The sequence below is a fragment of the Cohnella panacarvi Gsoil 349 genome (assembly GCF_000515335.1).
Classification (GTDB): domain Bacteria; phylum Bacillota; class Bacilli; order Paenibacillales; family Paenibacillaceae; genus Cohnella; species Cohnella panacarvi.
In genome coordinates this window covers 1,402,393-1,417,120 of the sequence record NZ_KI911563.1, presented here as the reverse complement: position 1 = coordinate 1,417,120, position 14,728 = coordinate 1,402,393, and the positions used below count along the sequence as shown (strand labels likewise).

The 14,728-nt window shown below is 53.4% G+C and carries 13 protein-coding genes and 1 pseudogene; 8 read left to right on the top strand and 6 right to left on the bottom strand.

What is annotated here, in order from left to right:
- Nucleotides 1–13: 13 nt before the first annotated feature.
- The 3 genes from COHPA_RS0106835 to COHPA_RS26240 form a co-directional block, all read right to left on the bottom strand.
- Nucleotides 14–1,057: an HD-GYP domain-containing protein gene (locus COHPA_RS0106835; RefSeq protein WP_035119388.1), complete on the bottom strand. Its 1,044-nt coding sequence runs from the start codon at nt 1,055–1,057 to the stop codon at nt 14–16.
- Between the two features lie 111 nt (nt 1,058–1,168).
- A complete protein-coding gene (locus tag COHPA_RS0106830; RefSeq protein WP_027085451.1) occupies nt 1,169–2,227 on the bottom strand; it encodes a ThiF family adenylyltransferase in 1,059 nt (352 codons plus the stop codon).
- Nucleotides 2,224–2,964: a molybdenum cofactor biosynthesis protein gene (locus tag COHPA_RS26240; protein ID WP_027085450.1), complete on the bottom strand. Its 741-nt coding sequence runs from the start codon at nt 2,962–2,964 to the stop codon at nt 2,224–2,226. Before COHPA_RS26240 ends, COHPA_RS0106830 begins: the two co-directional genes overlap by 4 nt.
- 173 nt (nt 2,965–3,137) lie before the next feature.
- Between COHPA_RS26240 and moaA the strand changes: the two genes are divergently transcribed.
- The 8 genes from moaA to COHPA_RS0106785 all read left to right on the top strand — a co-directional run bounded on the left by moaA (nt 3,138) and on the right by COHPA_RS0106785 (nt 12,004).
- Nucleotides 3,138–4,139, top strand: a complete 1,002-nt coding sequence (gene moaA, locus COHPA_RS0106820) for a GTP 3',8-cyclase MoaA (RefSeq protein ID WP_035120218.1) — start codon at nt 3,138–3,140, stop codon at nt 4,137–4,139.
- A gap of 67 nt (nt 4,140–4,206) precedes the next feature.
- Entirely contained in the window at nt 4,207–5,649 is a 1,443-nt protein-coding gene (locus COHPA_RS0106815; protein WP_027085448.1) for a bifunctional metallophosphatase/5'-nucleotidase, read from the top strand.
- Nucleotides 5,650–5,700: 51 nt separating this feature from the next.
- On the top strand, nt 5,701–6,555 hold the full coding sequence (locus tag COHPA_RS0106810; protein WP_027085447.1) for an undecaprenyl-diphosphate phosphatase: 855 nt from the start codon (nt 5,701–5,703) through the stop codon (nt 6,553–6,555).
- A 113-nt stretch (nt 6,556–6,668) separates the two neighbouring features.
- Nucleotides 6,669–7,784, top strand: a complete 1,116-nt coding sequence (locus COHPA_RS0106805) for an HD-GYP domain-containing protein (RefSeq protein ID WP_027085446.1) — start codon at nt 6,669–6,671, stop codon at nt 7,782–7,784.
- A gap of 118 nt (nt 7,785–7,902) precedes the next feature.
- Nucleotides 7,903–9,057, top strand: coding sequence for a radical SAM/CxCxxxxC motif protein YfkAB (yfkAB, locus tag COHPA_RS0106800; protein ID WP_027085445.1), 1,155 nt, complete (start codon nt 7,903–7,905; stop codon nt 9,055–9,057).
- 87 nt (nt 9,058–9,144) lie between these two features.
- Nucleotides 9,145–10,458 (top strand): hemolysin family protein, encoded by a 1,314-nt coding sequence (locus COHPA_RS0106795; protein WP_084760960.1) that lies wholly within the window; start codon nt 9,145–9,147, stop codon nt 10,456–10,458.
- A 38-nt stretch (nt 10,459–10,496) separates the two neighbouring features.
- Entirely contained in the window at nt 10,497–11,525 is a 1,029-nt protein-coding gene (ytvI, locus tag COHPA_RS0106790; protein ID WP_027085443.1) for a sporulation integral membrane protein YtvI, read from the top strand.
- A 35-nt stretch (nt 11,526–11,560) separates the two neighbouring features.
- Nucleotides 11,561–12,004 (top strand): Fur family transcriptional regulator, encoded by a 444-nt coding sequence (locus COHPA_RS0106785; RefSeq protein ID WP_027085442.1) that lies wholly within the window; start codon nt 11,561–11,563, stop codon nt 12,002–12,004.
- Nucleotides 12,005–12,265: 261 nt separating this feature from the next.
- Here COHPA_RS0106785 and COHPA_RS23085 read toward each other — a convergent pair.
- From COHPA_RS23085 to COHPA_RS0106770, 3 genes and pseudogenes are all read right to left on the bottom strand, one after another.
- Nucleotides 12,266–12,475 (bottom strand): annotated as a pseudogene (locus COHPA_RS23085) (manganese catalase family protein); the annotation flags it as partial.
- A 12-nt stretch (nt 12,476–12,487) separates the two neighbouring features.
- Nucleotides 12,488–13,939 (bottom strand): recombinase family protein, encoded by a 1,452-nt coding sequence (locus COHPA_RS0106775; protein ID WP_027085441.1) that lies wholly within the window; start codon nt 13,937–13,939, stop codon nt 12,488–12,490.
- A gap of 17 nt (nt 13,940–13,956) precedes the next feature.
- Nucleotides 13,957–14,622 carry a helix-turn-helix domain-containing protein gene (locus COHPA_RS0106770; protein ID WP_245590288.1) on the bottom strand — a complete coding sequence of 222 codons (666 nt, stop codon included), beginning with the start codon at nt 14,620–14,622 and terminating at the stop codon, nt 13,957–13,959.
- Between the last annotated feature and the right edge of the window lie 106 nt (nt 14,623–14,728).

The following is a 14,728-nucleotide window of genomic DNA, read 5'->3' as shown; positions in this document are numbered from 1 at the left end:
CGCTGCCCTTACGTTACATAAAAATATGTTTGATATCATACTTTCTTTGTGCGGACAAATCGATGAACGAATCGGAATCTTCCAGTTGGATAAGCGGTCTGAAATAATCGGACGGATTCGTCATGACGATCGTTCCGGATTCGCCGTTCGTCAGCTCGACTTTCTTGCCGATGAAGTTCGGTACCATATGGCGGATGAACGTATGCGTAATATCCGGATCTAGTTTGTTGAAGCTTAATTCGTGCATTTCTCTCAAGACGATAAGCAAGTCCCGCTTCTCTCTGTACGCGCGCGAAGAGATCATCGCGCTGTACACGTCCGCCACCGCGACGATTCTCGCGAGAGGATGGATGTTATCCTTCGTCAATCCGAGCGGGTAGCCCGACCCGTCCATCCGTTCGTGGTGTTGAAGCGCGGCTAGGTGAATTCCCGAATCCTCGAGAGAGCCTTTAAGAATGTCGTATCCGTATCTCGGGTGGTTTTTCACTTCCTCGAATTCGACTTCCGTCAGCTTGTCCGGTTTGTTCAGGATTCCATCGGCCACTTTGCATTTGCCGATATCGTGAAGAAAGCCGGCTTTGCCCGCGCGCACGGTGTCTTCCTCGTTCCAGCCGATCCATCGGGCGATATAATAGCTAAGCATTCCGACCTGCACGGAATGCTGGTAGGTGTAATCGTCTTGGCTATTGAGCATAAGCAGGAGCGACACGACGTCGCGTTCCGCCTTGAAGTTCTCGACCAAGGGTTGAAAGCTTTCTTTGACGTCTTCCTCGTAAATCTTACCGTCGGAGAGCGCTCGTTCGAACAATTGCTCCGCTCCCGCGACCGCATCGTAGTATAGCGGACGCAGCAAAGGGTTATACGCGGTATTCTCCGGCTCCGACGAAAGTCCCGATCTAGGTTCTATCTCCAGGAAATCGATCTGGTGCTGATAGAGGCGGGATAGCTCTTTCTCGTTGAGCATTGTCCCCTTCGAGAGTACGTGCAAGCCAAAAGAGTTGAAGATATCTTCCGTCAGTCTGTCTCCGGATCGTACGTCTGTGATATGTACCCTCATGTCACACCTCGACAAGTTGTTCGAATGGGTTTCGCCGGTCTATATAAATAGTCCTTTCGTCACTATGCTACCAAGTAAAGCGCTTTCTTGCAATAGGAGAGGAGTCTCGGTTCATTCTCCGAGCAACTCCGTATAGGTTCTTCTTGCGAGCGTCTCGTCGTCGGTCCCCATGATCAGCGCCCGGCCGTCCGTGAATAGGACGAACGCAGGCCTATTGTCGCGGCTTAACTTGATCAAGTAGGGGTTTAGTTCGACTTCGCCGAGCGTTCGCCAGGTTTCGGCCAGTTTCTCCAAAGGAACGGCTAGTTGCCTGGTAGGCTGGATTTGAATCGTATTTCTGCCGCACAAGGATACGGCGATCGCCTCGTCCCGGTTTCCTTCCAAGCTATCGAACTTTCGCTCGCCGCAGACGGGGCAATTCGGCCTTCTGGCGTCGCGAATCGATAACGATTGCCATTGCGAATGCCAAAGATCGATTTGCAGCAACGAACCGTGAAGCGCTTGATGGTTGCCGCTGAGCAGCTTGATGGCTTCCATCGCCTGCAGCGAAGAGATCGTATCGATGATTGGGGCTAGGACGCCGGCCGTCTCGCACGTATCGAGAGCGCCTCCTCCGGGCGGTTCGGGAAACAGGCAGCTTAAGCACGGCGTCTCGTTCGGCAAGACGGTCATCGTCATGCCGGAGCTTCCGACGGCGCCGCCATATATCCAAGGGATTCCATGCTTTACGCTGATTTCATTCATGAGATAGCGCACGGAAAAGTTATCGCTGCCGTCGATGATCAGATCGGCTTCCCGCAGCAGCGATTCCGCGTTATCCGCGCCCAAATGGGCGATGCGCGCATCGACGGCGATATCGCGGTTGATCAAGGCTAATCGCTCTGCCGCGGCGGCGGCTTTCGGCTTTCCAGCCAGCGCGTCGCTCTCGTCATAGAGCATTTGGCGCTGCAAGTTGCTGAGGTCCACGACGTCGCGGTCGATTAACGTGAGCTGGCCGACTCCGGCGCGCGCAAGGTGGTTCGCGGCGACGCATCCTAGCGCGCCGACGCCCACGATCGCGACGCGAGCTTCTCCCAGACGGCGTTGTCCGTCCCGGCCGATCGCCGAATAACGGATTTGCCTGGCGTATCGTTGCTCCGGCGGAAGCAAAGGCTGCATAGGCTCGTTCACCTCTGCCCTTCGTACGAGGCAAGCGGATTCCACGGACCAAGCTGATGGCCTTTCCACTCGGTGCCGTCCTCGTAGATTTCTTTTTTCCATATCGGTACGGTCATCTTGAGACGCTCGATGGCGTACCTGCTGGCGTCATAGGCTTCCGCGCGGTGCGGAGAGGATACGGCAATGACGACGCTGATCTCGTTGATGCCGACCGTACCTAACCGATGAGCGATCGCCGTCGCCGTTCCCGGCCATCGCTCCCCGATCTCCGCGCCGATCTGCTCCATGGCGGACTCGGCCATCGGGATATAAGCCTCGTATTCGAGCGTCACCGTTCTTTTGCCCTTCGTCCATTCCCGCGTCGTGCCTACGAAGGCGATCGTCGCGCCGTGATCCGGATGATAGACCCGGGAAGCTACCTCGTTCACGTCTATCGGCTGGTCCGTAATGACGAATCGATTAGCGATTCCGCGACCACCGTGAGGTTGTTCGTCGATTCCCCCGGATACGGGAGGCAGCAGCGCCAGCTCATCCGCGGCGCCGACTTGCGTCTCGTCGCTTACGAACGCGCGGTTGCGCGCCATGAAGCACAAGGCGACGAGATCCGCATGCTCGGGATATTGAGCTTGCAGCCGTTGTTTGATCTGAGCGACGGTCAGCGTCGCTTCTTCCCAACTTAGCTCGAGGGCTCGCGATCCGATCCGATCGGCGATCCCCGCGAATAGGGCGATCGTCCAAGCATGTGTCATCGTTATGTTCTACTTCCTTCCCTGAACGGTAAACATTGCCTCATCCAAGCATACCATATCGATCGTGAAAATGTTATGCTATAGGCATATCGCAATCGCTTGTTCGAGGGTGAGTCAGTTCGAGCCCGACGAAGATTCTGTTTTATCCGAGGAGGGAAGAGAGAGTGGAGAAGATGCCCGCGCTCGTCGATCGGTTCGGCAGAACGCATACGTATTTGCGTATTTCCGTAACGGATCGCTGCAATCTGCGTTGTCTATATTGCATGCCTGAGGAAGGCATGGTTTTCATGGAGCAAGATAAGCTGCTCAGCTACGCGCAAATTCTGGAAGTCGCCGCGGCCGCCGCGAAATTCGGTATTCGCAAGTTCCGGATCACGGGCGGAGAACCGCTCGTCAGGCCGAACTTAGACGAACTCGTCGCCGGACTGTCCGCTCTGCCCGGAATCGAGGATATATCTCTGACGACGAACGGGATCCTGCTCGCGCCCCAAGCGCGCAAGCTGAAGGAAGCGGGACTGAAGCGCGTCAATATCAGCTTAGATACGCTGGATGCCGCTCGCTTTAAATTTATCGCCCGCAGAGGCGATCTGAACAGGGTGCTCGAAGGCGTCCAAGCGGCAGCCGAAGCGGGATTGACGCCGATCAAGCTGAATTGCGTCCTCCTGAAAGGCGTTAACGAGGACGAAATCGAGACTTTCCTGAAGCTGTCGACGGATCAGCCGCTGCACGTTCGCTTCATCGAATACATGCCGATCGGCCATGAAGATGCCGGCTGGCGCAACCACTATTTGCCGTTGTCGAAGGTTCTGGAAGAGGCGCGGCGTCTAGGCTACGCCGTTCACTCGGTCGAAGGGCCCCAAGGAAGCGGTCCGTCGGACGATTATCGTATCGAAGGCGGCGTCGGAACGTTCGGGCTCATCCATCCGATCAGCGATCAATTCTGCAAGAACTGCAATCGGCTTCGGCTTACGGCAGACGGCAACCTTAAACCGTGCCTGTACTGGGTCGATGAGCTGAACGTCAAGCAGGCTCTGGGTTCCGAGGAGGCGATGGAGCGTCTGTTCCTCAGGGCGATGGATATCAAGCCGGAGAACCACGAGATGGCCGCCTTATTGGCCGGAGAGAAACTTACCCACGTGCCGACGGAACGGCGGATGTCGCAAATCGGCGGTTAGAAGAGCGGCGGATCGAGAGATCGTAAGACGCCGGCTGCGGACATCGGCATATCACTAGGAGGATTCGATGAACGGTCGAGACGTCACGTTGACATTAATTCATACGAACGATATCCATAGCCACTTCGACGCCGCTTCCCGCATTGCATCGTACGTGGAGGAGGTTAGGCGGAGCGTAGGCGAAGACAACGTGCTGCTACTCGATTGCGGCGACTTCCTGGACCGGGTCAGCGTCGAGACCGAAGGCTCGGGCGGAGCCGCGAACGTCGCGCTGCTGGAGCGATTCGGCTATGACGCGGTACTGATCGGCAACAACGAGGGCTTATCATACACGATCGAAGAGCTCGATTCCTTGTTCGCGGACTGCACGGTCCCCGTCGTCTGCGCGAATATGATTCGGGAGAACAGCGGAGAGCCGCCTTCGTGGATGTTGCCCTCCTGGACGACCGTCAAGTCGGGAATGCGAATCGGCGTCATCGGCTTGACCGCCGCATTCGAAGTGTACTACCGTCTCCTCGGATGGGAAGCGCTTGAGCCGATATCGGTCGCCCGGACGTACGTGAGCAGGATAAGGCCGAACGTGGACGTCGTGATCGTGCTCTCCCACCTCGGCCTCAAGTACGACGAGCAGCTAGCCGCGCAAGTAGAAGGGATCGATCTGATTCTCGGAGGCCATACGCATCATCTGCTTGCTTCCCCGCTGACGATCGGCAACACGACGATTAGCGCGGCAGGCAAGTTCGGACAACACGTCGGAAGGCTGGAGCTAACGCTTGCGGAGGGCGGGAACCGGGTACGAATCGCGGGCGAATGCTTGCCGACGGACGAGATGAGGCGCGACGCGGGCGTCGATCGATTGATCGCCGATTACCGTGCCGAAGCCAACGCAACGTTGAGCCGCCCGGTCGCGAACTTGACCGATCCGCTGCCGTTGCAACCGTACGAGGAATCTCCGCTGGCAACGCTGCTGGCGAGCTCGGTAAGGCGCGTGACCGGCGCAGAGATCGGTCTCGTCAACGCGGGCCAGTTGCTTGCCGGCTTGCCCGCGGGCGAGGTGACGGAGCTGACGCTTCATGAGCTTTGCCCTTCTCCCATCAACCCTTGCGCGATCAAGCTGAGCGGCCGGCAGCTCATCTATGCGCTCGAGGAAAGCTTGCTTCCGGAATATTACGAGCTCGAATTCCGCGGCTTCGGTTTCCGGGGCAAAGTGCTCGGAACGCTGTGTACGGACGGTCTCGAGCTGCTGATCGACGAGACGAAGCCGGCGTACAATCGGATTGTCGAAGCCCGGATAGGCGGCGAACCGCTTCAAGCGGACCGCCAATACGACGTGGGGACGCTCGACATGTTCACTTTCGGAGTCGGTTACGTGGGTTTGAAGGAGGGCGCCGACGTTCGCTATTTGTTGCCGAACTATATTCGGCATACGCTCGCGGCCGCGTTGAACGACGAATCGATGATCCGCGATTGCTTTCGGCCGAGAAGAAGCTATAGGCAACGACTGCTTTAGAGCAAATGACTTATACGTACCCTATTGATGCACAAGGAGTGACACGATAGCATGCTGCATTGGTTCGACTCGGTGATTTTAGGGATTGTCGAAGGTTTGACCGAATTTCTGCCCGTATCCTCGACGGGACATATGTTGCTCACGAACAAGCTGCTTGGCTACGAGACGACGCCCGAGGAACTGAAATCGTTCGAAATCATCATTCAGTTCGCGGCGATCTTAGCGATCTCGCTCGTGTACCGAAACAAGATCCTGCAAGTATTCGGAATCGGACGCAAGGAAGCGGTCCGGGGATTGTCCGTGGACGCGTTTCCCGAACGCCGCCTGAACATGATTCACGTCGCGCTGGCGATCGTCCCTCCGCTCGGAGCTGCGTTCCTGTTCCGCGATTATATTAAAGACGATGCTTTCAATAATACGTCCCTCGTATTGTGGGCGCTGGTCGTCGGCGGCATCTATATGTGGATTTCGGAAGCGTTGTACGAATCCGGCAGAATCAGAAGAACGTCCGAGACGATGGATCAGATTACATACAAGCAAGCGCTCATTATCGGCTTGATTCAATGCGTGTCCGCTTTATGGCCGGGCTTCTCGCGCTCGGGCTCCACGATGGCGGCTGGCATGTTGACGGGACTTAGCTATCGCGCTTCCGCCGATTTCTCGTTCTTCGTGGCGATTCCGATCATGACGGTGGCGACGGGGTACGAGCTGATCTCGAACATCGACCAATTCCGCTCCGGCGCGATCGACGTCGGCTTCCTGGCCACCGGATTTATCGTCTCTTTCGTCGTAGCATGGCTTGTCGTCGTCGCGTTCCTGCGGATGCTGCAGAAAATCAAATTGCGTTATTTCGCTTGGTATCGTTTCGCTCTTGCCGCGCTATTCTATTGGTTTATTATGAATTAATTCGAAGTTTGACGAATCTTGTCGCATATTTTTGTCGTAAACCCTTGTCTTGTCTGCGTAAATATCTTACATTCACATTAGACAACATCGAGGCAAAGGGGGGAAAGTTACGAATGCGCATGGTGCCGATTTCGTTATGCAGGCCGGGCATGAAGCTGGCCAAACGAATATATTCTGACGATGGCATCGTGTTGTTGGCGGAAGGCGTCGAACTGACGCCGGCCATGATTCGCAGGTTGAGCAATAGCCCGATTCATTTCTTGTACATCGAAGATGCGCGTACGGAGGGAATCGTCATTCCGGATATGCTGTCCGAGGAGACCCAAAGGCAATCGATGCAAGCGATCCGAATGGCTTTCCGCGAGTACGTCGACCAGCCGGCCAGGCGCAAATCGGTAACTTACCCTTACGTAGGACGGTCGATCAGGCAGTCGATGCATATGATTCTGGATGAGCTCGGAAGCAACAAAGACGCCATGATCATGCTGATGAACATGCATACGGTCGATCATTACTTGTACACGCATTCGCTTAACGTATGCGTGTATACGGCGTTGCTCGGCATCGCTAACGGCTATGACCAGGATCAGCTCATGACGCTGGGAATCGGTTCGATGCTGCACGACATCGGGAAGACGCAAATCTCGATGCAAGTTCTGCTCAAGCCGGGCGCCCTGACCAAGTCCGAGTACGAGGAGATGAAGCGCCACGCCGAGCGCGGGTTCGACTTGCTCAGGGACGAACCTAATATCCCGCTGATCGCCGCGCACTGCGCCTATCAGCACCATGAACGTCTGAACGGCAGCGGTTATCCGCGCGGCCTGAAAGGCGACGAGATCCACGAGTACGCCAAGCTGATCGGCATCGTGGATTCTTACGACGCAATGACGAGCCATCGGATCTACAAGAAGGCTATGCTTCCGCACGAGGCGGTGGAAGTACTCTATACCGGAAGCGAATCGCTGTACGATACGGAGATGCTGAAGCTTTTCCGCGACAAGGTAGCCATCTACCCGATCGGGGTTACGGTGAAGTTGAACACGGGCCAAAGCGCCGTCGTCGTCGACATTAATTCCGCTGTCGCTCACAGACCGATCGTTAGAGTCATTACGGACGAAGTCGGCGAAGACTTGTCCGTTCCGTACGAGATGGATTTGTCCAAGCAGCTGAACATTCTGATCGATTCGGTCGAGCTGGGCGGATTGGACAACAATTCGCTTCCGGCTTGACCCCCTCAAACCGGCTTCCCCTTGCAGCCCAAGCGGCCCAAGGAGAAGCCGGTTTGCATTAGGAGCCATCCGACCAGTACAATATTCATATATACACAGTAGACAGGAGCTATTCGACATGTCCGGTTTCACCCTTCCTTCCGCCGCGGAACGATTCGCGCCGCCGGCGGGTTGGACGCCGCTTTCGCCCGCCTACGATCCTTGGGATCCGATTCGTTCGCTGAGCCGATATGGGCGTCATAAGCTTACGAGCGTCGAATTTACGGTAACCCATTTATGCAACATGAGATGCGAGCATTGCGCGGTAGGCGACAGCTTGACGATGACCGAAGCGCCGCATCTTCCATTGGATACCCTATTCCGCAGGCTCGACGAGGTCGAGCATTTGGAGACGATCAGCTTAACGGGCGGAGAGCCGACCTTCCGGACGGAGACGATAACGGAGGTGATGCTGCCGTTATTGAAATACGCGAGAAGTCGCGGCATCAGGTCGCAGCTCAATTCCAACGTAACGCTCGATTTCGAACGTTACGAATTGATAGCGCCTTATCTGGACGTCATGCATATTTCTTTCAATTATACGGAGGCCGAGCATTTTCACCAGATCGGCTTCGCCAAGTCCGGCCGCCACGTTAAGCATGAGACGACCCGGAAGCTGTACGAGCGCATGGTCGACAACGCGAGCAAGCTCGCGGCAGGCGGATTATTCGTCTCCGCTGAATCCATGATCAACTATCGCACGTATAACCATATTGCGGATATTCACCGATTGATCGTCGAGATGGGGTGCAAGCGGCACGAAGTGCATCCGATGTACCCGAGCTCGTTCGCGTCCGGCTTGCCCGTTATAAGCAAGGAACAGATGCGGTCGGCCGTTGAAACGCTGCTTGATCGCCGCGATCGCAACGTATGGATGCTGTTCGGCACGCTCCCGTTCTTCGCTTGCAGCGACAGCGAGGAAGAGCGCGGTTTAGTCAGGCGTATAATGGCAGAACCTAACGTTACCGTGCGGAACGATCCGGACGGCCGCAACCGGGTGAACGTGAACATGTTCAGCGGTGACGTCTACGTCACGGACTTCGCGGCGATTCCGTCATTCGGCAACGTGAAGGACGAACGGCTTGACGACCTCTTCGAGCGTTGGCAGAACCATCCGATGCAACGGGCGATTAACTGCCATTGTCCCGAAGCGGGCTGCTGCGGTCCGAATTTGCTCGTGGGCGAAATGTATTACAAAGGTGCCGACTTCTTAAGCAGAAGAGCCATACCTTAACCATCATCCGTTCCTGATCGGACGGTAAGCGAACGAGGAGTTGGTACTAAGTTGGAACAGTTTCAATGGGGATCGATCATATGGAATATGCTTCTTGTTCTTTTCTTAGTTCTATTGAACGGATTTTTCGTGGCGTCGGAATTCGCGCTTGTGAAGGTGCGGCAATCCAGGCTGACGCAGCTCAGCAACGAAGGCAACGTTCGCGCGAAATACGCGCTTAAGGTGAACCGGAAGCTGGACGCTTATTTGTCGGCGACGCAGCTCGGCATTACGCTCGCATCGCTGGGACTTGGCTGGGTAGGCGAACCTGCCCTCGCCGACTTAATCATCGAACCGCTCCTGCGCGAGTTCGGCGTGACCGATCCGGATATTATTCACCCGATCGCATTCGCGGTCGCGTTCTGTATTATTACGTTCCTGCACATCGTGCTTGGAGAGCTTGCGCCTAAGTCGCTTGCCATTCAGCGGTCGGTAGGCGTATCCTTATGGCTTTCGTGGCCGTTGCTGATGTTCTACCGTTTGTTTATGCCGTTCATCTGGTTTCTGAACGGCGCCGCCAACCGTTTGCTCCGTCTTTTCGGCGTAGACCCGGCCACCGAGCACGAGGTACATACCGAGGAAGAAATCCGCATTCTCATGAATCAGAGCGCGAAGACGGGCATCATCGACAAAGACGAGATGACGCTGTTCGATAACGTATTCGAGTTCGCGGACCGCGTGGCGCGAGAAGTCATGCTTCCCCGCACGGATATGGATTGCCTGTTCACGAACCAGAGCTTCGCGGATAATCTGAAGCTCGTCCACGCGACTAAGCATACGCGTTACCCGGTAGGCGTGGAAGACAAAGATCAAATTATCGGCTTCGTCCATATCACCGATCTGCTGATGGCCGCGCCGGACCAAGAGCATGATATGAAGAAGCTGATGCGTCCGATTCTTAGCGTGCCGGAGACGATGGAAATCAGTAAAGTGCTGAAGTTGATGCAGAAGAGAAAGTCCCAGCTTGCGGTCGTCATCGACGAGTATGGGGGCACGGCGGGTATGTTGACCGCGGAGACGATCATGGAAGAAATCGTAGGCGAAATTCACGACGAATTCGACGACGAACTCCCGAGCGTCGTGGTGAAAGGGGAATTAACCTCTGTAGACGGGCGTATGCTCATAGAAGACGTGAACGATCTGCTAGGCCTCTCCATCGAAGACGAAGAGGTCGATTCGATCGGCGGCTGGATGTTCAACCATCTGGAAGGCAACATCGCCAAAGGGCAGAAGGTGAACGACCAGGGCTATACGTTCGAGATCGCGCAGACCGAACGGCTTCGCGTCGTCAGGATACATATTTACCGCGAGCAGCCGCTCGTTAAGGAAGCGGCGGGACAAGCCGCGATACCGAAGGAATAACCGGCAACCGGGAGAGCCGGGGAGAGAGGGGAACGTCGATGCCGATCAGAACCGTTATTTTATTAGGCGCTTCGTTAGTTTTTCTGTATTTGCTATTCACGGTAGGAGCGCCATTCCTGCTGGCGATCGTAACGGCTATATTCCTAGAGCCGCTGACGACGGTGTTCATGAACAAGACGAAGATGAACCGGCTGGCGGCTTCGACGATATCCAGCACGATCTTCACGGTCGGACTGCTCGGGATGATGGCGCTCATCGGCATTAAGCTCGTCAACGAGTTCGCCGACTTCCTCCAGAAGACGCCGGGTATTCTGGAGAACGCCCAGACGTATTTGAGCGATCGGCTCGAAGATCTTCAGAATTATACGAACGGTTCCGGCGGCGCGGACCAGTTGGAGAACTGGTTGGGCAACCTGACGAATATGTTAACCTCTCTGGCGACTAACGTCGCCGGTATACTGGGCAACTTCGCCAGCGGCATACCGGACTTCTTCATTTTCTTCATCGTGTATCTCGTGGCCGTCTATTTGTTCGCGCTTAGCTTGCCGATGATGAAGGCTTCGTTCCTTAGCTTGTTCGACGACAAGTCTAAAGTTCAAGTCGAAGAAGTGCTGGGGAGCTTGCGCAAATCGGTATTCGGATTTCTTCGCGCCCAATTGCTGCTAAGCGTCGTAACCTATATTCTATCGTTCATCGGGCTGCTGATAATCGGTACGAGTTACCCGCTCGCGATCGCGCTGCTTATCGTCGTGGTCGATATTCTTCCGGTGCTCGGTACCGGCTCGGTACTCATTCCGTGGGCCGTCTATCAGCTTGTAACCGGAGATATATTCACGGGGATCGGGCTCATCATCCTGTTCCTCGTCATTACCGTCGTCCGTCGCATCATCGAACCGAAAATTCTCGGGGACGCGGTCGGCATCGGTTCGTTGTCCGCTTTGATCAGCTTGTACGTCGGGTACGAGCTCGTCGGGATCGTCGGCGTGTTCCTCGGTCCGATCATCGTCATCGTCATTTCGGCGATGCGCAAGGCGGGGTTGTTCGAGTTTAAAATCAAGTTCCAGTAATCGTGCAATAGTCGGAATAAAGGTGGGCTTAGCGAATGTCGAATCCTAACTTGGAACAAGACATGCTGGCGGCGATGTCGAGAAGCGGCTGGCGAATTACCGATCAGCGCAAGACGCTTGCGAACATATTCGCCGGCAATGAAGGGTACTTGTCTCCGAAGGACGTCTATGACGAGATGAGCCGAATATACCCGAGCGTGAGCTTCGAGACGGTGTACCGCAATCTCAGAATGCTGAGCGAGATGGGTGTGCTCGAGCAGTTCTACTTCATGGACGGCGGGCTTAAGTTCAAAGGGAGCTGCATCGATCACCATCATCACCATCTGATTTGCGTCAATTGCGAGAAGACGCTGACGTTCGAGTACTGTCCGATGGAGCAGCAACTGCAGCTTCCCGGCGACTATAAGATCTTGAACCACCGGTTCGAGGTGTACGGGATTTGCGAGTCGTGCCAATCGGCGTCGCAGGAAAAAGTATAGGCGATCAAGACCGTGTACCAAGGTACACGGTCTTGATTTTTTGCGGACGGCGGCTGAATTGGTGTAATAATACATGAGATTCATTCGATTCGTAAGGCTGCGGGTAATGACCTGCGTAAGTGCAGCTATTCTGTGGGGAAAAGTTCCGATTGGAAGGTAATCGTTCGAATAACTGCAGTATTGCATGTATCACAGGACCATCAGTCTAACCGGCTGATAATTACTGCATGAACGCAGGCGATTATTTTACCAGGCTCGGCCTTAGAATACCTTCTTCTGCTCCCGGTCCGCCTTGAGGATTTCGACTGCTTCTTTGAAGCGCAGCGAATGCACGATCTCGCGCTCGCGGAGGAATTTCAAGCTGTCTTGAATATCGACGTCGTCGGTATAGTCGATTAGCCATTGATAAGTCGCGCGGGCTTTCTCCTCGGCCGCGATGTCCTCGTACAGATCGGAGATCGGATCGCCTTTTGTATCGCGAGACTAAACATGTGTTTGCCAAACAACATTCACAATCTCTCCGTTCAATAGTTCGATCCGATTGATAATTTGGCGAAGCGCATTTTTTGCTCTGACTCGATCGGCCCCTGATATGTCGACGTATAAAGCTCTCACGGACTTCTGCAGCTCCTCTGCGCTTACTTTCCGTCGATCCCCTTGTTCTAACCTGCGTAACAGCTCATTTCGGTCTTTTTCTGTACGCTCACTTGCGGCCTTTAGATCCTGCGCGGAAATTAACTCGTTTTCATAGGCCTCAATCTGTTTCTGAATTCGTTTGTCAACCTTTGCGAGTTGAGATTTGATTTCATCAATTTCGCTAGCGTTTGATCGTGGTGCAGTAATCTGCAAGTCAAGTGTATCGGACTTAGATTCAATCAATTTATTGACCTCACTAATAATTAAACTCTCCAAATCTTCTCGATGGACTGCGTGGTGCTTACATTCGTAACCAATAGCATACCCGGAACAAATATATCTGAAATAATCGTAATTCTTGTTGTTTGGTCGCTTATATCTCGCTGTATTACCACGCATATTACGTCCACAGTGTCCGCACTTTACGAGCCCGGTGAGCAGATAGGTCTCACTATCTGCATGTTTATTTGCCGGGATTCGGCTATCCAGTATTGCTAATATCCTCTGTTGCCGCTCTGGCGGAATGATGGCTGGGTGAGTGTTCTCTTTAACAATCCATTGTTCCTTATCTCGAATTACGGTTTTACCGTTCTTATTCTCGCGCATATTGTATATCGTATTTCCGGCTATAACTGGGTTCCGTAAAACACGTTTTATGTTCGTCTGATCCCAAGGTTTACCTGCTTTAGTACAAGATCCACGTTCGTTTAATTTCTTTGCTATCATTCGATATCCGTCTCCAGCTTCAGCAAGATCCGCCATTAGTAATACAAATTGGGATTCATTATCGTTGATTTCGTACATCCCGTTGTAGATGTCTAGACCGAAACATGGTCTAGTCAGGGCTTTGTTGGTGTTCCGTGCAAGCGAGAGCATATTATCTTTTACTCGTTCACTGTTACGTTCTCGCTCAAACTCTGCAAATGTCGCAAGGAGTTGGAGGACCATTCGGCCAACAGCTGTTGAAGTATCAAAACTCTCTGTAGCCGAAACGTAGTGGCAATCATATTCATCAAGTAATTTAACGAATTGGAGCATGTCAAGTAGGTTCCGGGACATACGATCGAGTTTCGATGTAAGCACGATATCGAACTCTTTTTGCTTCACACGATCGATTAACTTTTGGACGTATGGGCGTCGCATGTCTTTCGCGCTCTGTCCTTCATCAGGAAAAAAAGTCGGATGGTTCCACCCCATAGCCTTACAGTACGCCTCTAAACGTTCTTTTTGCTCAGGTAATGAATTTCCTTTGTCGGCTTGTTCATCAGTCGATACGCGAATGTACGCAGCAACACGCATGAGATACCCTCCAGAATTTAATACTTGATATTGACAGGAGACATATACCAAACCATTTTTCCAATTAATCTTAGATTCGCAGAATCTTCGCTATTTGAGTCGTATAACTTTGCGACATGCTCGGGGTTGTAGCTGTCCGGTTCTAACGCGATCGTATTGTGAAGTTGGTAAAACCGCTTAAGTGTAGCGTCTTGTCCGTTAACTGCCACTGCTGCAACATCTCCGTTATTAACCTCTTCGCTAGGGTCAATTAATGCATATGCTCCATTTGGAACGATTTTGTTCATGCTGTCCCCGTTTACCTTGAGCAAGAATGCAGTTGGATGGTTCTCGGCAATCGCTTCAGGTACCTCTATATATTCTTCAACTCGAAGCATTTCGAGAGGAACCCCGGCTGCAATAGACCCGTATAATGGGACTTCCCACGACTTCCCCTTGACTGGTATAGCATTTGGAGGCAAGTTGTTACCGGAGGGAGTTTCCTCGAATAGCAGATCATCTATTGACACGCCTAATACATCAGCGATCATTTCAACTTTCCCCATCCGAGGCTCATTCTTGCCCGATTCCCAATATCCTATCATTACATCAGACACACCAACTCTCTTGGCTAACTCTGTCTTAGAAAGACCCTTCATTGATCTAAATTTTCTTAGATTTTTTGAGAAAGTAATGGTGTTCACGGTTATTCCCCTAACATTTTTTCTTGATTGTAGCACGTGTAATCTAAGTTTACAACAACAAATCTAAATTTACTTAGATGAAGTGTAATTTATTGGAGCTAAACCT